Source organism: Streptomyces sp. NBC_01233 (genome assembly GCF_035989305.1).
Lineage (GTDB): Bacteria > Actinomycetota > Actinomycetes > Streptomycetales > Streptomycetaceae > Streptomyces.
The window spans coordinates 9,163,291-9,183,841 of sequence record NZ_CP108514.1; the positions used below are offsets into that span (position 1 = coordinate 9,163,291).

The window sequence follows — 20,551 nt, forward strand, 5'->3', positions numbered from 1 at the left end:
GGCCCCGTCTCACCCGGCGAGTCCGTTCCCGATGTGCCCGTGGTGGGCGGCGGCGTGCAGCTCGTCCTCGGCCTCGTCAGAGGAGTGCGGCTTGGTGTCGAAGACGACCTTCCTGACGGTGCCGGTGAAGGCGAAGGGCTTCTTGTCCGCGTAGCCGAGGTCGACGACCCCGCCGTTGTTGCGGCCTATGTCCATGCCCGCATAGGCGGAGAACCGGACCGGGACCGTGTGCTCCATGCGTCCTGTGGCGACGACCTTTCCGTCGACCAGCAGGGTGACCTGCCCGCCGGTGGCGGGCTTGGGCGCATCGGCCACGAACTCCATACGTACGTTCACCTCACCAGCCGGCAACTGGACTTCGGCCTGCTGCCGGTAGACGAACACGCCCATCATCGAGTAGGTGTGGGTGAGTTTGCCGTCCTGGACGAAGAGCGTGAACCCGCCCAGATGGTCGCCCTCGGCCACGATCACGCCTTCGGCTCCCTCCGTCGGGACGTCCAGATCGGCGCTGATGGTGTACGAGTGGTTGTAGATCCGCGGGATCATCCCCGACATGACGTTCTCGACGTCTCCCCGGTACTCGAAGCGGTCCACATCCGGCCGCGGCGGGAGGATGCCGAAGAACGCGGACAGCGTGGCGAGCAGGGGAGTCACCTTGTACTTCTCCGCCTCCTGCCAGAAGAGCTCCCTCAACTCCCGTACCTTCTCGGGGTGATCCGCGGCGAGGTCTCTCGCCTGGGTGAAGTCGTCGGGCAGGTAGTACAGCTCGGTCGGGTCTGCGTCCGGATCCCAGACGCCGGGGGCGTACGGCCTGATCTCATGGGGTGTGAGCACCCACGGGATGCGTTCGGTCCTCATAGCCAGCCACCAACCGTCCTTGTACATGGCGCGGTTGCCGATGGCCTCGAAGTACTGCTGTGTACGGTGTTCCGGCGCGGCCGCGTCGGACAGCGAGTCGGCGAAGGTCACGCCGTGGAAGGGCTGCTGCTCGATCCCGTCGACATGGGAGGGGGCCGGGATCTTGGCGATGTCCAGGATCGTCGGCCCGATGTCGATGACGTGGGTGAACTGCGAGCGCAGCGCGCCGGGGTCGGTGACGTGCCCCGGCCAGTGGACGACCATCGGGTCGCGCGTACCGCCCAGGTGCGAACCGACCTGCTTGCCCCACTTGAACGGAGTGTTGCCGGCCCACGCCCACGCCGCTGAGTAGTGGGGATCCATGGTCTGGGAGCCCCAGGCCTCGATGCCGCCGTAGCGCTCGGCCAGTTGGAGCTGCATCTCGTCGGTGAGCGGGATGCCGTTCTGCATCGTCATCTCGTTGAACGAGCCGGTGACGGTGCCCTCCATGCTGGCGCCGTTGTCACCCCAGATCCAGATGATCAGTGTGTTGTCGAGCTCGCCGAGCTCGTCGATCGCGTCGATGACCCGGCCGACGTTGTGGTCGGCGTTCTCCGAGAAGCCTGCGTAGACCTCCATCTGGCGGGCGTAGTAGGCCTTCAGCCGGTCGGGGACGTCGTCCCACGCGGGGAACGCGTCGTCGCGCGCTGTCAGCTCCGCGTCCGCGGGGATCACACCCAGCTCCTTCTGCCGGGCGAAGACCTCCTCGCGAAGCCGGTCCCAGCCCTGGTCGAACTTGCCCTTGTACTTGTCCGCCCATGCGGAGGCCACGTGGTGCGGGGCGTGGCTGCACCCGGTGGAGAAGTAGACGAAGAAGGGCTTGCGGGCGTTCTGCCCCCGAACCCCGTGAAGCCACCCGATGGTCTTGTCGGCCATGTCGTCCGGCAGGTAGTACGGGTTCTCCTTGTCGTTGAAGCCTTCCGGGACGCCGATGATCTTCTGGTTCTCGGCGAGGCAGGGATCCCACTGACCTGCGTCACCGCCCAGGAAGCCGTAGAAGTAGTCAAAGCCCCATCCGTTCGGCCACCGCCCGAACGGTCCGGCCGGACCCTGGTCGCCGTCGGGGGTCAGATGCCATTTGCCGAACGCCGCGGTGCTGTATCCGTTTTCCGACAGGACCCTTGGCCATGGCGTGCAATCACGCGGAACCATCGCCGTGTAGCCGGGGAAGCCGCTGGAGAACTCGCCGACCGAGCCGAAGCCGACCGCGTGGCTGTTCCGCCCGGTGAGCAGAGCCGCACGCGTCGGAGAACACAGGGGGGTGACGTGGAACCGGTTGTAACGCAACCCCGATTCGGCCATCTGGGTGAAGCGGGGGGTGTTGATGGGACCGCCGAACGTGCTCGGGTTGCCGAAGCCCGCGTCGTCGATCAGGACCAGCAGGATGTTCGGGGCCCCCTCAGGAGGCTCCGGGTGCCCGATGAGGTCCCAGTCCGGCTTCGACCCGCCGAGTGTTCTGTTACTCACCCCTTGGAACGGAGGCCTGCGTATCGGAAGCTTCGTGCGGTCAAGCTGGCTCATAGTTCCTACCTCCCGTTCACAGCCATCAGCGCCGGTGTTGGTCAGGAAACCCATCCCGTGAGTCCCTGAAACCCTTGTCGGCGGCGGCTGAACCGTGACCCGGTTTGGACGGTTGAGCTCCGACGCTCTTGTCGATCACCATGGCGGCGACGGTCGCGTCGCCGAAGACCTCTCCCCAGTGCCCGAAGCGCTTGTGGAAGAAGCAGGTGGCTGCCTCGGCCTCGACGGGGATTGGCCCACGTCGTCGATCACGATCAGTGGGTAGCGGCCGGGCGCGACCGGCTCGTCCTGAGCCGCCTCTGTGGTGTGGCAGGCCACGATGTCGTTGCCGTCGATGACGGTGACCTCTTCATTGTCCGCCCGGACCATCCCGTCCGCGCGCGATGGCGCGCGGACGGACGCAGGAGTGACCCGGCCGGGCGGGAAACCGGTCTTTCCAGGAAAGGCGACTCGAAGTTTCCCGTCTGCGTCGCGACCTCAGGGAGCGCCGCTCAGGGAGCGCCCGTTGTCCTCTCGGGAGGGAAGAATGGACCATGTGCCCGTTCGCGATCCCCCGCCGGAGCGGCTGTCTCAATGCGGGCACCGCCCTCAACCGCCAGAGACACGACGGTGACGCTCTTCCCGAGACGTTTCACCTCGCCCGGCCCGGCCGCTCGGTCCGGGCCTGCCAGGTCGTCCGCCAGGACGAATTCGCGGCGAACCGCCGGATGGCGTGTCTCCGGGCGAGTCGCTAGGAAGGTGTACCCGCGACGAGGCGACCGTTGCGGGGCGCACCCTGGAGCGCTACGCCACGAGCAGCGGCTCTGCCTGAGCCGCGCCCGTCCGAACCAAACCATGAGGCGGCATCCGCCCCACCCGCAAAGGACCGTAGCACCGTATTGACCGCGCTGATCAGGCTCACGTGAATCCTCGTGCGGCCTCGTTGGGCCAGGCACCCACTCTCGTCACGGCGCGAGTTGGAGGGTGGCTCGGCGTGGGCCCAGCCTGAAGGAGGCCGGTCCACGGAATACCGCGCTCGGTGGCGACAGCGGTGTACTGGCCTCCGCCTACCGGGGGCGACAAGTTCGAGTCGGACCTTGCGCTCGCCTGTGGCTGGGTGATTCACGCTTTCCTGACGGAGCGGGTCGAGGACGTGCGGGAGCTGGTGCCATTCAGCGTGTGGCGGAGCTGTACGGGCAGTTTGGCGTTGTGCGGGACGAGGGCGAGGACGAAGTGGTGTGCTGGATCGTCGAGAAGAACGCCCGCCTTTACCCGCTGCACTACGGTGCGGTTCCGGTCGACGAGTTCCAGGACATGTCACCGCAGCAGCTGGAGATCGCCCTCGCAAGCAGTTCGACGAGCCGGACCTTCGGCGGCGCCCCCCTGCAGGGGATCTTCAGCTGGGCCGGCGCCAGGCCGGCAGAGGTGGAACGGGAACTGGGAGAATCCGCGGCGAGCCACAGCGGATCACTCGCTTTTACCGGTCTTCCCCTGCCGTGCTCGACGTCGTGAACCACGTCGCAGCCCGACTCGACGATGTCACCGATCTCCGGTCAGTAAAGCCCGGCGCCTGGCCCAGGGCAGCGCCCGCCGCAGGCTTCAACAGCGGGGTTGGGGAGCCAGGGTGGATTGCAGACAGGCGCCACCGACATCGTCGCTGCGTCTCCCAAGGCGACCATCGGCGTCATGACTCGGTCCGGGTGGCGCGGCAAGTACGTGGATGCTGCGTTCTCGCACGCGGTCCACCTCGGGTGCCAGCGCTGGGACCTTGCGATCGAGGACAGCGGCATGGTTCAGCGGCTGGTGGCCCGGTGGCCCAGCTGCCACGCCCAGCCGACATGCAGACCCTGCGGCGCACCGAAACATGATGGCCGCAGTCTTGTTCCTGATCGGTGCCCCGGTGTCCTGCCCCGGCGCGTCCTTTGCCGAGGCAGGCTCGGGGACTGTTTAAATCCTCCGCATGACGAAGCCAGACCTCGCGGCCCTGTTCGGCAACCGATTCCTGACCGCGCCCGCTCCCTCCGAGACCTTCCCCGTGGAGGGAATGGCCGCGACGGACGCCATGAGGCTGCTGGATGAGGACCTCGTCATGGAGGGCGACCCGCAGCGCAACCTCGCCACGTTCGTCACCACGTGGATGGAGCCGGAGGCGCAACGGATCATCGCCGAGAACCTCCACCGCAACTTCATCGACCACGCGGAGTACCCCATCTCCGCCGAGATCGAGCGCCGCTGCGTGCGCATGCTCGCCGACCTCTTCCACGCGCCGGGCAAGACCACCGGATGTCGGACCCAGGGCTCGTCCGAGGCGATCATGCTGGGCGCGCTGTCGCTGAAGTGGAAGTGGCGCGAGCGCCGCCAGGCGGCCAAGCTGTCGGTCGACCGGCCCAACCTGGTCTTCGGCGGCGACGTCCACGTCGTGTGGGAGAAGTTCTGTCGCTACTTCGACGTCGAGCCGCGGATCGTGCCGCTTGCCGAGGACAAGTACACGATCGGCCCCGAGGACGTGGAGCCCCACCTCGACGAGAACACGATCGGCGTCGTCGCCGTCCTCGGCACCACGTTCACCGGCCACATGGACGATGTCGTGGGGATCGACAAGCTCCTGCGGGACGTACGCAAGAAGCGGGACCTCAACATCCCGATCCATGTTGACGCCGCCAGCGGCGGCTTCGTGTGGCCCTTCCTCTACCCGGATTCGAAGTGGGACTTCCGGCTCGAGCAGGTCCGCTCGATCAACGTCTCGGGACACAAGTACGGCCTGGTCTACCCCGGCATCGGCTGGCTGGTCTTCCGCGAGGAGTCCGACCTGGCCAAGGACCTCGTGTTCTACGAGAACTACTTGGGCAAGACCGACGCGACGTTCACGCTGAACTTCTCGACCGGCGCGGCGATGGTGCTCGCGCAGTACTACAACTTCGTGCGGCTGGGACGCCAGGGCTACACCTACGTCATGCAAATCATGCAGGAGAACGCCCGCGCGTTGGCGGACAACCTGCGGAGCAGCGACCGCTTCGAAGTGATCGGCAGCGACCTCGAGCAGCTGCCACTGGTCGCTTTCCGCCTCGCAGGCAAGCACGCTTACGACGAGTCCGACATCGCCTGGCAGCTCTCCGCCGAGCGCGGCTGGATGGTGCCGGCGTACACGCTCCCGCCCAACGCGGACAAGGTGAAGATCCTGCGCGCCCTGGTCAAGGCGACCCTGGGCCGCGAGCAGGTCGATCGCCTGAGCCAGGACATCGCCGACGCGTGCAGCACCTTGGACCGCAAGGGTGCGACCCACGACGTAGAGCGGGCCCAGATCAAGCGCGGCACCGGCTACTGATATCCCCAACCGGCGCCCCTCAGGAACCGCTGCCGCAGGAGCGGCGCTTCCACTTCTGCCAGGCCGCTGAACAGGTCGTCCACGGGGTGGTCGATGGCACGGCGACGACGACGGTGTCGTGCCGGGTGATGGCCATGACGTGGCAGACGTCGGCCTGCTAAGGCAAGGAAGGCACCGCCCTGGCAGTTTTCCGTCCGCCTGGCGGTGCCGACCGTGAAACCCGTCGGCTGAGGAAGTCCCACAGCCGGTCTTCGGGCATGTGGCCATGCGCATCGCGGCAGCGTCCGCTGCCCTGTCCAGTTCGTTGCGGTCGCCATGCGTTGGGCCGACCAGGCTGCGCTGGGCGCGTTCGGAGCAGGGTTCCGGTGGCCTGGTCGGCAGCGCCGTAGGGTCAGACTTGGTGTCTCCTCGTGAGGTCTTACGGCCTCTCTGGAAGGTCCGGCGCGCTGCTGCCCGACCCGTGGCGCGGTTGTCTCGGCCACGACGGATGCCGACGAGAGGAGTGTGGATGAACGGCTGGGCCGTCGTGGTCGCCGGGGGTGTGGTCGTCGGCTACGGGGCGCTCTCACGGCGTTTGTCTTCCACGGTGTTCTCGGGACCGATGGTTTTCATGCTGTTCGGTCTGGCGATCGGCCCGCTGGGCCTGGACCTGCTGGACGGGGCGAAGGATCCCGAGGTCACGCGGGCGCTGTTGGAGAGTGCACTGGTGCTCCTGCTGTTCGCCGATGCGGCGGGGATCAGGGCCCGGGACCTGCGCCGGGAGGAGTTCTTGCCGCTGCGGCTGCTCGCTGTGGGCCTGCCGGTCACGATGGCCCTGGGGTGGCTGGTCGCCTGGCCCCTGCTGCCAGGCCTGGGTGTGTGGGAGCTGGCCTTGGTCGGCATCATCCTGGCGCCGACGGACGCCGCGCTCGGGCAGCAGGCCTTCTCCAACAAGCGGGTGCCGCCGCTGATCCGCGGCGGTCTGACCGTCGAATCCGGTCTGAACGACGGGCTGGCCCTTCCGTTCTTCGTGCTGGCACTCGCGGCGGCGGGTGAGGGACAGGGCTATCCGGGCGTCGCCGAGACGTTCCTGCGCGCGCTGCTGCTGAGCGGCGCCATCGGAGTCGCGGCCGGCTGGAGCGGGGCGAGCCTGTTGCGCTGGTCGCTCGCCCGAGGGTGGAGCAGCTCCGACTGGCGGCAGTTCCTGGTACTCGTCGTCCCGGTCATCGCGTACGCCCTGTGCTCCATGGGCGCGGGCAGCGGCTTCATCGGCGCCTGGGTCGCCGGCCTGGCCTTCGGCATCCACCTGCGCCGGACACCCGCAGACCTTGGCATTCGTCCCCAGGACTCGGACCCCGCGCAGAGCACGAGGTTCACCGAACGCCTCGGCCTCCTGCTCGCCTCGCTGAGTTTCCTCGTCTTCGGCGCGGTCATCCTGGGACCCGCACTCGAGCACCTGACATGGCGGATCGTCGTCTACGCACTGCTCAGCCTTACCATCGTCCGGATACTGCCCGTCGCACTCGCCCTGGCCGGTACCGGCCTGCGCCCCGCCTCCGTTGCCTATATCGGCTGGTTCGGTCCGCGCGGGCTCGCTTCCCTCGTGTTCGGCCTGCTCGCCCTGGAAGAGCACCTGCCCGGGGGAACCCTGCTGAGCGAGGTCATCGCCGTGACCGTGGGCCTGAGCATCATCCTCCACGGAGCATCAGCTCCCTTCCTGGGCAACCGCTACGGCGCATGGTTCACCAGGACACTCCGCGGCACGCCGGACCTGCGGGAGAACGCACTCGCGCACCACGACGCCCCACCCTGACGAGGGCAGCGGTCTTTGGGGGACAGGACGTTGGCCCACTGCGAGGCCGAGACGGCGCTCAGCGCAGCGCCACCAGGCCGTCCTGCCCTATTGTTGTGAGGAGTACAAGACCGAAGCGGTCTCGCGCCGCGAAGGTTCAGCGTGAGCACCTCCGACATCACTTCGAGGCGGTCTATCACGCCATACCAGGCGCCGTCAGCCAAGGAGGGGTACCTGCGGCGGCGCGGATCTTCCGGAGAGTGTCGTGGCGGATTGCGGTGTTCCTCTGCGTGGGCGCGCGGCGTCACTCGGTCGGCGAACCTCCTCCCGAACCCGGCACGCGGCGTTCGGTGACGTGCGCGTGGCCTGCTTGACCGTTCGGGTCGCCGCCCGCAGAGTCGGGATGCGGTGCCGCGACAGCGCCGCCCGACCCTATCCACCCGCTTCTCCCGTCCAAAGGCGGCAGACGGCCTTCACCTCTGGGAGTGACTGCGCTGATGGTGCTCGACCTGGTCGTGATCGGTACGGCCATCACCCTGGGACCTCTGCACAACAGCGCGTTCATCCTGCTGCTCTCCTCGCGGCGTGGTGTCCGCAAGGGCCTGGCGTTCTTGTTGTCGTGGCTCGCCAACCTGGTTGTGGTGATCGCGTGCGTGCTCCTGCTGACCGGTGGTGAGCCCCCGGCCCGCCACAGCGCGCCCTCGACCGCCGCGGCGTGTGTGAAACTCGCCATCGGCCTGTGGCTGGTGCTGTACGGCGCACACCGGCGCCGTCGGCCGCCCCGCCCGCACGGTCCGCCGCGCTGGGCCGCCCGGGTGGACGGCGCTTCACTGGCCACGGCCGCCGGGCTGGCCTGGCTGCTGCAGCCCTGGGCGCTGGTCGGTGCCGGCGCCGCGACGGTCGTCGCCGCGGACCTCTCCTCCCTCGCCGACTGGCTCGCCCTGATCGGCTACTGCCTGCTCGCCACGCTCAGCCTCATCATCATGGAGATGTACACGGTCTGGGCACCGGCGGCCGCGGGTGCCAGGCTGAACGCCCTGCGGACCTGGGTTGAGCAGCACCAGGAGCAGCTGATCGTCACGCTCTCCCTGCTCGTCGGCCTGTGGCTGACAGCGGGGGGTATTTACGAACTGGTCGCCTGACAGCGCGTGTGGCCACTTCGCCTCTGCCAGCCGGTCGCGGGACTGCAAGTCGTCGCGGCACGTAGGCTGTCGGCGCCCTGGACGCTGTGTCCGATGACAACGGACCTGATCAAAGCGCAGCAGTGGCTGGAGGCTCGGCGGCTGCGGTGCTCCAGTCGCGACCCTCGCGGCCGACTGCTTCGGCCCCAACGAACTGCACCTCGACCCCGTCCGGACCTACGGCTTCTCACAGCAAGACCGCGAAGCGCACGGGGACGACGCAGCAGCGGAATAACCGCGGGGGGCCGACACGACCAGCACGACCGCCAGGATCGGCAACGGGTAGAGCGTGATCACCAGGCAGGTGAAGAGTCGTATTCCCCGGCTCCGGCTTATCCAACGAGGACCTTGGCCTTGGCCTGCTGGAACTCGGCTTCCGTGATTTCGCCCCGGCTCTTGAGATCGGCGAGCCGGGACAGTTCCTCCGCTTGGCTGCCGGACCCGGCACTCTGACGAACGTAGGAGCGGAACTCCTCCTCGTTCCGCTGAGACCGCTTCAACTCGCGTTCGCCCATTCCACGCCCGCGGGCGATCAAGTAGACGAACACGCCCAGGAAGGGCAGCAGGATCACGAAGATGGTCCATCCTGGCTTGCCCCAGCCGCCCAGCTCGTCGTCTCGGAAGATGTCGCCGATGATGCGGAAGAGCAGAAAGAACCAGAGCACCCAGAGAAAGATCATCAGCATGGTCCAGAACATGTTCAGCAGCGGGTAGTCCACTGCCAGGTTCAGGATCGAGTCCGTCATGTTAGGTCTCCTGTCGGTTGTGGAGGGGACGCGTGACAATGCGAGTCGCGTCATGCCGGTTCCGGGGTGAAGGCACACAACTCGTCGGCCCCGGCCTGTACGACGCCGTAGCTGCTCTCGGGTACCTCGTTCCACGCCCCCGGCAGATCGCCGAGGGGTTCGGACACCACCAGGCGGGTCTCGTCGGACACCTCCTGAAGGAAGGTGATTTCGGGGTGCAGCTTGCGCAGCGAGTCCACCCGGCTGCTGTAGAAGAGCGACCGTGAGGCGCCCTGGCTGGAGTAGCGGAAGGCCCACACGGTCGTCCCGTCACTGACGGCGACCGTCATCTGCATCGGATACTCCACGCCGTGTTCGCGGCCGACGCGTTCCACCAGCCCCACCATTCGGGCGACGGCGCCCGGCGGGTCCTCCTCCAGGCCGAAGGTGAGCGCAAGGTAGAACATGGTCTCCGAGTCCGTCGTCCCTTCGATCTCGGAGTACAGCGCGGGGTCGACGAGCATGGTGAGGTCCCGCCGCATGGCGTGGAAGCCGGCGACGGAGCCGTTGTGCATCCACATCCAGCGGCCGTGCCGGAAGGGGTGACAGTTCGTCTGCTGTACCGCCGTACCCGTCGACGCCCGGATGTGGGCGAAGAACAACGGCGAGCGGACGTGGTCCGCGAGCTCCCGCAGGTTGCGGTTGTTCCAGGCCGGGCCGACGTCCCGCATGAGCGCGGGGGTGCCGTCGCTGCCCTCCGGGTACCACCCGACGCCGAACCCGTCACCGTTCGTCGTCTCTACACCCAGCTTGGAGTGCAGGCTCTGATCGATCAGCGAGTGGGCGGGTTTGTAGAGGATGGTGTCGAGGAGCTGGGGTGTTCCCGAGTAAGCGAGCCATCGGCACATGAGCGATCACCTGTTTTCCTGACCCCTGCGGGAACACGTCCGCGTCCCGCTCACCCGGCATCCCGAGTCTGCAATGAGGTAGCCGGACTCCTCGCCCCCGCGCTTCACTGCTCCGCCGGCTCTGCCTTGAGGACGCCGAAGTGGAGTGGCGCTTTCCCCGTGCTAAGGGCGAGGCCGTGTCCACTGGTCGGGTGGCTCTTACTCCAGCCAACTTCATTTTCGCCTCCTTCGCCGCGCATCGCCAGGCGGAGCGGATCGCACCGCGATCGCTCCGAGTACGGGGCAATGGAACCAGCCGAGCTGTCCGCTCCACCGTCGGCGGGCTGCGTACGTGCGGTTCGGCCGTTGTCCGGTTAGCGCAGTCTCGTCGAACTCAAGGGGAGCTGAGGCGCCTTGGGACCATCGCGCAGCACATTCATGAGCTCCACAGCACCCCATCCTTTGCGGGATCGGGTGAGCCCAGGAGACGTATACCGCACGGGGATCATCGTCGCTGGTAACGGTGACGTCGAGCGGATTCCTGACGGTTCGGCGTCCGTGGCGGGCAAATCGGCCGGGTGCTGTGAACAGCAGCCCCGCAGCGCACGGAAGCCGAAATGCATATGCAGGTTCGCGACTCGGATGACGAGTCGCGCGAAGGTGACCAGCATGGCTAGAAGACGGCCGCAACTGCGAGATCGGCTCTCTGGCCTGTAGCGATGCACGAGGCTTGAGAATTTGCGTTCCAGTCCAGAAGGTCCGTGGTACGACGAGGCCACGTTGACGGCGGATACGCGCTCATCACATTCATCTGGCGACCGGAAAGCTCCGTCTACGTTTTTCGAGAGGAGGTCAAGACGACTTCGTGCCGCAATAAGTGGCACAACTGCGAGAAGGGTTCTGAATCATGTAGGCAATCAGAGTGAAGCGGCTCTTCGCCGTGTCCGCCATCGGTCTCCTGATGGCCAGTGGCGCAGCGCTCGGCGCCGCGGGTGCTGCCTCCGCGGCCGTGCCCACGCACCCCGTCACCTCCGTCACCACCATCAGCCACGGCGGCGGTTGGGACGACGACGACAGCGGCTACGGACACCACCGCGGTGGGTACGACAACGACGACTGGGGCGGAGGGTACGACGACGGCTGCTGACGCACCGAATCACACTGTGTGGTCCGCCGATGTAGTCGTGGCTGCGGCGCTCTGGAACACCGGGCATCATCGGCAGGACCGGCTGGGACCGGTCCAGGGCCTGGATCTGCGACTTCTCGTCCACGCAGAGAACCAGGGCCTTCTCCGGCGGGTCGAGATAGAGACCGACGACGTCGCGGACCTTGTCAATGAAGAACGGGTCCGTGGAGAGCTTGAAGGTCTGCGAGCGGTGCGGGGCGAGCGTGAACGCCCGCCAGATCCTCGAGACCGTCGACTGCGACATCCCGGTCGCCGCGGCCATCGACCTCGTCGACCAGTGGGTCGCGTTCTTCGGTTTCTCCTCGAGTGTCCTGACGATCACTCGCTCCACATCGGCGTCGGTGATCTTCCGCGGTACACCCGGCCTGGGCTCGTCACACAGACCGTCCAGGCCATGCTCCAGGAAGCGCCGCCGCCAGGTGCGGACCGTGTCCGGAGCGATCCGCAGCCGACGGGACACCTCCATGATCGAGTGGCCGTCTGCGCACTCCAGCACGATCCGCGACCGCTGAGCCAAAGCCTGCGCGGTCGTGCGCCGACGCACCCAGCCCTCCAACACAACCCGCTGGGCATCAGTCAGTGACAACGGCGGAATCTTCGGTCCCGGACGGCTCATACCGAACTAACGCCAAACCTCAGACTCGGGTCAGTAGGCTCGTTTCGCCTGTTCGGCGGGTCAGCGCGTGACGGAGTGCGTGATGACGAGCGGGCGCAGTCGAGGGCCTTGACCCGGTGGGTTCCAGGGGGCGCACGCCGAAGCCTGCCCGCCACATCGGTATCCCGGTGCTCACCAAGACCGGGTACGTCGTGACGGCGAATTCGTCGATCAGATGGGCGGCGAGGCCGGTGCCACCGCAGAGCAGCAGCGGCATGGGGACGGCTGTCATGTGCGGTCCTTCAAGACGCCGCCCCCAAAGGCGCTACCCATTGCTCACATGCTGTCACGGTGGCTTGTCGGCAAGGGCCCGCAATGCTTCCGCTACCTGGCCGCAGGCGCCCACTGGTTCAGCGCCGAACACGCCGACGACCACCTCAGAACCGACAGCCCCCTGCTGACAGCAACAAACCCGGGCGGCCGGGCCGCTGGGCTGTCCGTCCACAGTTTCACTCGTCCCAGCGTTCGGGGCATGGGTTCGATGTCCCGAAGTGTTCGTCGCAGGGAAGCAGCCCGAGCATGTCGAGCAGAACCTCGCACTCCGCGGGATTTGCGGCCCGAGCGGCCACCGCACGGCGAGCTGCCGCACGATCGGCCGGAGCCGAAGCGGACAACACAGCCGGATCGTCGCACGCGAACGGATCTTTCATGAGGCGATGCGACCACACCAGCATTGTGACGGCAGCCTGCCGTGCTCCACTCGCCACGACAGCGAACGGTGCCGGAATCAAGCCGATCGGCCTTCCGGGTCCACGGACCCCCGCAAGGCTGATGCGGTTGTGGCTCCTGCCGTGATCAGCGCGCCGACCGCGGCGACCGCGGTGGCGGCGAGCCCGCGGACGACGCCGGCGAGTATCACCGCGTCGTCGGCCTCCAGCTGCACGTCACAGCAGCGCACCTCGATGGTCGGGTAGCGCTCGGAGAGCCGGGCCTGCCAGTACAGCTGCCCCCGGTCCGGGATCACCCCGGGTTCCACCAGCGCATCGGCTCGCGCCTCGTAGTCCGCGAGCCCCGCGAAGTGCGGTGGTGGGCCGCTGACCGGCCAGCGGCCGAAGACGATCGTTCGCCAGCCGGCGAAGCCGGTGTCCCGCCCGTCCCACAGGGGCCCGTTCGCGGACATCGCCAGAAGCGTGGGAAGCCAGACGCGCAGCCGGTTCAGGACGGCCAGCCCGGTTTCGCGGTCGGGCATGCCCACGTGGACGTGCATCCCGCAGATCAGCTGCTCGTCGACCAGCATCCGCGCCTCTTGTTGCATCTTCAAATATCTCGCCGTGCTGGTGATGGGTACCGGTACGGCGTCCCTGACCGGCGCGGTGGCAGAGATGGCGATGCGGCAGCCGTTCGCCTGCGCGGCGAAGGCGACCGCGTGGCGCAACCGCAGGAGATGGCCTCCCAGCTCCTCGAGAGTGGTGCACACAGGGGTGGCGACTTCGATCTGAGCCTGCAGCAGCTCGTCCTGGACCTCGCGCTCTTCCGCGATGGGTGCCAGGCGGGCCGTGGCACGCACCTCCTGCACGAGCGGTGTGGGAAGGAGTGTCTCCGGGCGACCAGCAACTACTCCTCTTCGACCCCAACAGTGATCACGCTGGGTGTTACCCCGAACCAGCTGTAATCACCCACCTGAAGGGCGATTACAGCACAATGATGCGCAAACCGTTGCTCCTCGCGTGAGTTCGGTGCAGGTGGAATTTCCGTACCGCGCCGTGCAAGCAGACCCCCCCGGGCGGAGCCGGATCCGCCCCCAACGTGCCTCGCCCGACCGAGTTTGCGGTCCTTTCACCCAGCGGTCTCGGCGACGGGTGAAAACTGACCGCTGAACGGCGGATCAACGGTGACCCACCTCGCGATCGTCTGATCATCCTGATCTTCATTGAGGGTCAGGAGGAGAGGGTGATTTCCGTGGAGGACTGGGCTGAGATCCGGCGACTGCACCGGGCCGAGCACATGCCGATCCGGGCGATCGCCCGGCATCTGGGCATCTCGAAGAACACGGTGAAACGCGCCCTGGCCACCGACCGGCCGCCCGTCTACCAGCGTCCGCTGAAGGGCTCGGCGGTGGACGCGTTCGAGCCCGCCATCCGCGAGCTGCTGAAACAGACCCCGACGATGCCCGCCACCGTCATCGCCGAGCGGATCGGCTGGGAGCGCGGGCTGACGATCCTCAAGGAGCGCGTGCGCGAGCTCCGGCCGTCCTGCCTGCCGGTCGACCCGGTCTCGCGGACGGTCTACCAGCCCGGCGAGCTCGCCCAGTGCGACCTGTGGTTCCCACCGGTGGACATCCCGCTCGGCTACGGTCAGTCCGGCCGGCCTCCGGTCCTGGTCATCGTCTCGGGGTATTCGCGGGTGATCACGGCCCGGATGCTGCCCTCCCGGCAGACCGGCGACCTGATCGATGGACACTGGCGCCTGCTGGCCGACGGCTGGGGAGCCGTCCCGAAGATGCTGGTCTGGGACAACGAAGCCGGGATCGGCAAGGGCAGGCTGACCAGCGAGTTCGCCGCGTTCGCCGGACTTCTCGCCGTGAAGGTTCACCTCTGCCGGCCCCGCGACCCGGAGGCGAAGGGCCTGGTCGAGCGGGCGAACGGCTACCTGGAGACCAGCTTTCTGCCCGGGCGGACCTTCACCGGCCCGGACGGCTTCAACACCCAGTTGACCGCCTGGCTGCAGATCGCCAACCGGCGCCAGCACCGCGTCATCGCCGCCCGGCCGGTGGACCGCTGGGAGGCCGACCGCGCGGCGATGCTCGCCATCCCGCCGGTCACCCCGCCGCACTGGTGGCGTTTCCACACCCGTATCGGCCGAGACCACTACATCCGCGTCGACACCAACGACTACTCCGTCCACCCCGGCGCCATCGGCAAGAGGGTCATGGTCCGCGCCGACAACGAGGAGGTCACCGTCATCGCCGGCAGCGACATCGTGGCCCGACACGCCCGCTGCTGGGCCAAACACCAGTCGATCACCGACCCCGACCACGCCGCCGCGGCCCAAGTTCTGCGCGGCGAAGTGATCCACCAGCGGGCGGCCCGCGCGGCCGCCGCCCGGGCCGCGGTCCTGGCCCCGGACAGCCTCGGCATCGAGGTCGAGCAACGCGAACTGGGCACCTACGACCGCATGTTCACCCTCATCGAGGGCGGCGCCGGAAAGGAGGACACCTGATGACCCGCACCGCCACGAAGACCACGGCCGACAAGGCGAGGACGGACGGCCAGGCGACCCGAACCGGCCGGCAGACCGCCGCCGACCTCGCCTTCCTCGCCCGCGCCCTGAAGGCACCCGCCCTCCTGGACGCCGCCGAGCGCCTGGCCGAACGTGCCCAGGCCGAGTCCTGGACCCACACCGAGTACCTGGTCGCCTGCCTGCAACGCGAGGTCTCGGCCCGCGACAGCCACGGCGGCGAGGGCCGCATCCGCGCCGCCCGCTTCCCCGCCATCAAGACCATCGAGGAACTCGATCTCACCCATCTGCGCGGCCTGACGCGCCAACAACTCGCCCACCTGGGAACATTGGACTTCATAGCGGCCAAGGAGAACGCCGTCTTCCTCGGCCCGCCGGGCACCGGCAAGACCCACCTCGCCACCGGCCTCGCGGTCCGGGCCTGCCAGGCCGGCCACCGCGTCGCGTTCGCCACCGCCGCCCAGTGGGTCGACCGCCTCGCCGCCGCCCACCAGACCGGCCGCCTCCAGGACGAGCTGGTCAAGCTCGGCCGCTATCCGCTGATCGTGGTGGATGAGGTCGGCTACATCCCCTTCGAGGCCGAGGCCGCGAACCTGTTCTTCCAGCTCGTCTCGAACCGCTACGAGAGGGCCAGCGTGATCGTCACCTCGAACAAGCCCTTCGGACGCTGGGGAGAGACCTTCGGCGACGAGACCGTCGCCGCCGCCATGATCGACCGACTCGTCCACCACGCCGAGGTCCACTCCCTCAAAGGCGATTCCTACCGCATGCGGGGCCGCGAACTTGGCCGCATCCCCACCGCCACCGACAACGACTGACAAGACCACCGACGACGCGAGGGTCAGAACTCAACCGCCCAAACTGGGTCACGGTTCAGCCGCCGCCGACAAGCGGTGGCCGCTCTCAAGGAAGAACGGTGTCGGCTCGCCATGTCCGTGACTGTCTGGAACAGGGCTTTGCGCCGGCTCCATGGCCTGTGCGCGGAAACGATGAGAGGCGGCTACGCGCTAGGCGAGCACCCGATGGTGGGAATTCCCGCAGCCGGACCTTTGGGTGCGGTGGCACGTACATCCCCTCCCGGCACGAGGGCGAGCTGGACTTGGTCGTCGGCGACTGCACGAGCAGCTACGGGGATGAGGTGCGGGGCGGCTTCCGATGGCGCCCGGGGACTTCCTCGACGAGAACTACATCAGCCGCAAGGCAGAGCTGCAGTCCGCGAGTCTGGAGCTCAGTCGGGAGGTCTCCCGCTACTGGACGCAGAGCCCGGGACTCACGTTCGGTTCGACACCGACATGAGGCTGGTGGCCAGGATCCGCAGGACGCGGAGATCTGGGAGCCAGACCAGCGACGATTGAGGTGGGCGTGATCAGCACGGTCGATGCGGTGCTCGTTGCCGTCCGACACGTGAGGCACCCGTTCGGCCCCTTGTGGGTGGGACGGGTACCGGTGCCTCATGGTGTGGTTTGGCTCAGGCGCGCTGCTTATGGCGCTCCGAGGGAAGGCGGTGGCCGGTCTGTCGCTCAACTTTCCCTGGGGGCGCCGCGCACGGTTGCATCATCTCGGGTACCTCTTCCCAGCGACTCGCCGGGGACACGCCATCCGGTTGGCCGACCGTCCTTGCAGGTGCGGCAAGCTGCAGTCAGCTGGTAGATCGCCTCGACGTCGAGCATCGTGATCAGCAGGACAGGAACGGAATGAGCCTTGGACGAAGGCCCTTGCGTGAACGCGTTGCGCCGCGGTAACACCACGGCCGAAACCGTTCCGCCCATTGGGCGCCCGCCGACCTTTCCCCTGCCGCCTCCTCCGGCCACCAGGAAACAGGAGAAGCCGAGCATATGACGCGAGAGACCCCCTCCTGCTGCACCCCCGACCGTCGTAGGGGAGTGTCTGGCGAGTCAGGGCCGTCCATGGCCACCGCTCGGCCGCCCGACCAGTCCGGCGCGGCTCCCGCCGACCCGCGTGAGATCCGGCTGGACGGTGGCTGGTTCCGCATGGGCAGCGATGACGTGCTCGCCTATTCTGCGGACGGCGAGGGTCCGGTACGACGGGTCAAGGTCAGCCCTTTCGCCATTGATCCGCACTGCGTCAGCAACGCGCGCTTCGCCTTGTTCGTGGCCGCCACCGGCCATGTAACCGATGCCGAGCGCTATGGGGCCTCGTTCGTCTTCGGCGGCCTGCTGCCCGACGACTTCCCGCCCACACGGGCGGTCGCCGCCGCTCCGTGGTGGCGCGAGGTGCTCGGCGCCGACTGGCGGCACCCGCACGGCCCCGACTCCGACCTCGACGGACGCGCGGAGCACCCGGTGGTGCATGTCTCCTGGAACGACGCCCTCGCGTACTGCACCTGGGCAGGCCGAAAGCTGCCCACCGAGGCCGAATGGGAGTACGCCGCCCGAGGCGGGCTCGAACAGCAGCCCTTCCCGTGGGGCGACGAACTCCGCCCCGGCGGCCGGCACCGCATGAACGTGTGGAACGGCACCTTCCCCGACCACAACACCCGTGAAGACGGCTACCTCGGCACCTGCCCCGTGGACGCCTTCCCCCCGAACGGCTACGGCCTCCACAACACGACCGGCAACGTCTGGGAGTGGACGGCCGACTGGTTCCACCCCGTCTGGCACGCCACCGGCCCCCGCGAGGACCCGACCGGCCCACCGACCGGTGACGCGCGCGCCCTTCGCGGGGGCTCCTACCTCTGCCACGCCTCGTACTGCCGCCGCTATCGGGTCTCCGCCCGGATGCCCAACACGCCAGACTCCTCCACCGGCAACATCGGCTTTCGCTGTGCAGGTCCGACTGGCGGATGCCGGCCCAAGCCGGGGGATGCTGCTTCGGCCGGAAGGCCGGATCTCGCATCCCCTTGTCAGGGAACGGACGGCGGTGCGGCTCTGCCTCCCACGGTCCCGTAGCGATCGGCTGAGGGTGACGGCTGCTGCGCGAGATGCGCGCCTGGCCGAAACCAGCCATCGTCGAGGGAGCAGGCGCCTTTCGGCGGAGTCTGGCGGAGGCGCAGGCGGTCACGGACAAGGAGGCGGACCGAATGCAAGGAGGGCGATAGCGGCTGACAGGAGCCGCTGACGGGACCCGCTACCGGTACCCGTCGCGGTTGTGGACGCCGCCATTGATTGCCTCCCGGCCGCCGCCTCGGGCGACCGGGAGAAGAGCGCGCCGTCCTGGACCAGCGGTGAGGCTCGGATCAGCGGCGGTCGCGGCGGTCGTCCCGGCGGTCTCCACGGTCGTCCCGGCGGTCCTCGCGCCGGTCGCTGCGGCGACCGACTCCGTGGGCGACGACCGCTGCCGTGCCCACGACGGCCGCGGTGCGCGCCACGGGGGCGCCGATGACTCCGCGTCGTCCTCTGCGCATGGGTCCGAGGGGCATCTCATTCTCCTTCTTCGTCGGCTTCGATCGAGGCCAGGATGGCCTGGATCGGAATACGTCCGTTGGCGATGAGCTGGCCTCCCGAGCGGCGTGCGGCGGAGGCGAAGGGCCCCGCCCACACGTTCTCCCAGACCAGCACCCCGGCTGTCGTGCCGGGCTCCATGGCGGCGGCCAGGTTGACGACGTCCTCTTCGGCGAGCAGGCCGGCCAGCTTGGCCTCTGCGGCGCGCAGTTCACCGGCGTCCTCGAGGTCATCGACCTCCAGTACGTCCAGCTCGCCGTCTGACCCCTTCGTCAGGATGACCAGGTCCAAGACCCGGATGGTCCCCGAGGTGACCAGCTTGTCGAGCTCTGCGGCCATCTCGCCGGTGAAGTGCGAGGTAGCCGGCGGGAACTCGACGACGAGGTAGTCGACAGGACCCAGTTCTTCTGTGTCGGTCGATGTCATGTTCTGCGCTTCCGTTCTCTCGATGAGCACCCGAGAGCGCCCACATGATGAAGAGGTTGACGGGGATGGACACGTTGGCCCGGAAGGGGCACGGGGCGGCCAGAGGAAGTTGGCATTCACGGCCTACCCCGCGAGCGTGATACCGCGCCACTGATATGAGACCCCACCGGCGAGGGCGATGAGGACGCCCGGAAATGAGGTGGCCGTGCCCGTCTGCCTGTCAGCCTCGCACGGTGGCTGAGGGCCCGCATCCTGGCCGAAGTTCCCGGGGAGATCTCGGCGCGGACCCGCACGCGGTCCGGATGGCCTAGAGCCATTTCGTCGACCGGCCGGCGTGATCACGGCCTGGAGGGCAGAAGCCGTTCGGGTGGTGTGGCGGCATTCGAGTTGCCGCGCCAAGGGCCCGACGGGGGTGGGAATGCGCACTGCTCAGCTCCACAGCAGACTTGCAGCATGCTGATTGCATTGCTTGCCGTGCTGGGAGTGGACCTGATCGTGATCGTGTTCCTGCTGGCCGGAGTGCTGGCGCGCCGGCGTTGGCTGCGCCGTCAGCCGAACTCCTTCAAGGGGGCGATCCGGGTGGTCGAGGGCGAGGTGGCGGGGTTGTCGGCCAAGTGGCGCCGCGGATACGGCCGCTGGGTACGCGATGTTCTCGTCTGGGAGAAGGCACCCTTCCTGTTCCGAAGCGAGTTCGTCCTGGCGGACGCCCTGGCAGGCTCGGACCGAGCGGCCGGGCCGGGCGAGGTGAAACGTCTCGGGAAGAGCGTCACCGTTGTGTCTCTGGCGGCTGAGGGCGGTGCCCGCATTGAGACAGCCGCTCCGGCGGGGGATCGTGAACGGGCACATGGTCCATTCCTTCCTCCCAAGCGGACAATAGGCGCTCCCTGAGGCCGCGGCGCAGGCGACGAACCTCGAGTCGCGAGCGAGCTGTGGCCTATCTACTGGTGCCCGCTCGCCGACGGCCTTGGAGCTATCTCGAACACTTGCGTGGGACAACAGGGCCGGTGCCAGCCAGGGCGGGCTGACCAGCACGTTCGCCGGGTTCGCGGGCATGCCGGCAATCACAGTGGTCTCGTTTCGGCCCCGAGATTCGGTGGGCGGCTCTTCGCGTGCGAACTGTATTCACGCCAAACTCGGAGGTTCCAATGCTCAAGCAGTAAGAGGTTCTGAAGCGACATCGGAAGATGCCAGCAGGCACGCTTTGACGTCGGCCCACCGGACGTTCTGGGAGGCCAGGGAATACCTGGGCCAGGAAATCTCCGCCGGGGCGTTCGCCGCCCGCACCGGCTTCGCCACCGCCCCGCTGCCTCCGGAGTACTACGGCGTCAACTACCCGCGCCTCACCGACATCGGGAAGCGGGTGGACCCCCACGTCCTGTTCACCTTCCCCCAGGTCATCGGCACCTGGCCGCCGGGGCCG

Annotated in this window: 15 protein-coding genes and 4 pseudogenes; 11 read left to right on the plus strand and 8 right to left on the minus strand. The window is 67.9% G+C overall.

Annotated elements, in window-relative coordinates; all coding sequences use genetic code 11:
• Positions 1-9: 9 nt before the first annotated feature.
• Complete coding sequence (locus tag OG332_RS42510; protein WP_327418450.1) at positions 10-2,364, minus strand: arylsulfatase; 2,355 nt, start codon at positions 2,362-2,364, stop codon at positions 10-12.
• Positions 2,365-3,576: 1,212 nt separating this feature from the next.
• Here OG332_RS42510 and OG332_RS42515 point away from each other — a divergent pair.
• Positions 3,577-3,909 carry a UvrD-helicase domain-containing protein gene (locus tag OG332_RS42515; protein ID WP_327418451.1) on the plus strand — a complete coding sequence of 111 codons (333 nt, stop codon included), beginning with the start codon at positions 3,577-3,579 and terminating at the stop codon, positions 3,907-3,909.
• 448 nt (positions 3,910-4,357) lie between these two features.
• On the plus strand, positions 4,358-5,722 hold the full coding sequence (locus tag OG332_RS42520) for a glutamate decarboxylase (RefSeq protein WP_327418452.1): 1,365 nt from the start codon (positions 4,358-4,360) through the stop codon (positions 5,720-5,722).
• A 22-nt stretch (positions 5,723-5,744) separates the two neighbouring features.
• Here the strand turns inward: OG332_RS42520 and OG332_RS42525 are convergent.
• Positions 5,745-5,879, minus strand: a pseudogene (locus OG332_RS42525) (IS701 family transposase); the annotation flags it as partial.
• A gap of 351 nt (positions 5,880-6,230) precedes the next feature.
• On the opposite strand from OG332_RS42525, the gene OG332_RS42530 reads away from it, so the two are divergent.
• Together OG332_RS42530 and OG332_RS42535 are read left to right on the plus strand one after the other, a co-directional pair.
• Positions 6,231-7,514: a cation:proton antiporter gene (locus OG332_RS42530; RefSeq protein ID WP_327418453.1), complete on the plus strand. Its 1,284-nt coding sequence runs from the start codon at positions 6,231-6,233 to the stop codon at positions 7,512-7,514.
• A gap of 476 nt (positions 7,515-7,990) precedes the next feature.
• On the plus strand, positions 7,991-8,635 hold the full coding sequence (locus OG332_RS42535) for a GAP family protein (RefSeq protein ID WP_327419539.1): 645 nt from the start codon (positions 7,991-7,993) through the stop codon (positions 8,633-8,635).
• A 371-nt stretch (positions 8,636-9,006) separates the two neighbouring features.
• On the opposite strand, the gene OG332_RS42540 is transcribed toward OG332_RS42535, so the two are convergent.
• Positions 9,007-9,420: an SHOCT domain-containing protein gene (locus OG332_RS42540; RefSeq protein ID WP_327418454.1), complete on the minus strand. Its 414-nt coding sequence runs from the start codon at positions 9,418-9,420 to the stop codon at positions 9,007-9,009.
• 50 nt (positions 9,421-9,470) lie between these two features.
• Positions 9,471-10,307 (minus strand): class II glutamine amidotransferase, encoded by an 837-nt coding sequence (locus tag OG332_RS42545; protein WP_327418455.1) that lies wholly within the window; start codon positions 10,305-10,307, stop codon positions 9,471-9,473.
• Positions 10,308-11,208: 901 nt separating this feature from the next.
• Here OG332_RS42545 and OG332_RS42550 point away from each other — a divergent pair.
• A complete protein-coding gene (locus tag OG332_RS42550) occupies positions 11,209-11,433 on the plus strand; it encodes a hypothetical protein (RefSeq protein WP_327418456.1) in 225 nt (74 codons plus the stop codon).
• A gap of 28 nt (positions 11,434-11,461) precedes the next feature.
• On the opposite strand, the pseudogene OG332_RS42555 reads toward OG332_RS42550, so the two are convergent.
• Both OG332_RS42555 and OG332_RS42560 read right to left on the minus strand, forming a co-directional pair.
• Positions 11,462-12,088 (minus strand): annotated as a pseudogene (locus OG332_RS42555) (IS630 family transposase); the annotation flags it as partial.
• 766 nt (positions 12,089-12,854) lie between these two features.
• The gene (locus OG332_RS42560; protein WP_442816299.1) at positions 12,855-13,643 is read right to left on the minus strand and encodes a carboxylate-amine ligase; all 789 of its coding nucleotides are present in this window, start codon (positions 13,641-13,643) and stop codon (positions 12,855-12,857) included.
• A gap of 374 nt (positions 13,644-14,017) precedes the next feature.
• On the opposite strand from OG332_RS42560, the gene istA reads away from it, so the two are divergent.
• The 4 genes and pseudogenes from istA to OG332_RS42580 all read left to right on the plus strand — a co-directional run.
• Positions 14,018-15,286 (plus strand): IS21 family transposase, encoded by a 1,269-nt coding sequence (gene istA / locus OG332_RS42565; protein WP_327414335.1) that lies wholly within the window; start codon positions 14,018-14,020, stop codon positions 15,284-15,286.
• Positions 15,286-16,122, plus strand: a complete 837-nt coding sequence (gene istB, locus OG332_RS42570) for an IS21-like element helper ATPase IstB (RefSeq protein ID WP_327418457.1) — start codon at positions 15,286-15,288, stop codon at positions 16,120-16,122. The genes istA and istB overlap by 1 nt, the downstream gene beginning before the upstream one ends.
• 337 nt (positions 16,123-16,459) lie before the next feature.
• Positions 16,460-16,600 carry a hypothetical protein gene (locus OG332_RS42575; protein WP_327418458.1) on the plus strand — a complete coding sequence of 47 codons (141 nt, stop codon included), beginning with the start codon at positions 16,460-16,462 and terminating at the stop codon, positions 16,598-16,600.
• A gap of 539 nt (positions 16,601-17,139) precedes the next feature.
• Positions 17,140-18,096 (plus strand): annotated as a pseudogene (locus OG332_RS42580) (formylglycine-generating enzyme family protein); the annotation flags it as partial.
• 404 nt (positions 18,097-18,500) lie between these two features.
• Here OG332_RS42580 and OG332_RS42585 read toward each other — a convergent pair.
• Together OG332_RS42585 and OG332_RS42590 are read right to left on the minus strand one after the other, a co-directional pair.
• Positions 18,501-18,683, minus strand: coding sequence for a hypothetical protein (locus OG332_RS42585; protein ID WP_327418460.1), 183 nt, complete (start codon positions 18,681-18,683; stop codon positions 18,501-18,503).
• A 1-nt stretch (position 18,684) separates the two neighbouring features.
• A complete protein-coding gene (locus OG332_RS42590) occupies positions 18,685-19,131 on the minus strand; it encodes a DUF6325 family protein (protein ID WP_327418461.1) in 447 nt (148 codons plus the stop codon).
• Between the two features lie 453 nt (positions 19,132-19,584).
• Between OG332_RS42590 and OG332_RS42595 the strand changes: the two genes are divergently transcribed.
• Complete coding sequence (locus OG332_RS42595; protein ID WP_327418462.1) at positions 19,585-20,019, plus strand: hypothetical protein; 435 nt, start codon at positions 19,585-19,587, stop codon at positions 20,017-20,019.
• Positions 20,020-20,182: 163 nt separating this feature from the next.
• Positions 20,183-20,518: pseudogene (locus tag OG332_RS48045) on the plus strand (BBE domain-containing protein); the annotation flags it as partial.
• Between the last annotated feature and the right edge of the window lie 33 nt (positions 20,519-20,551).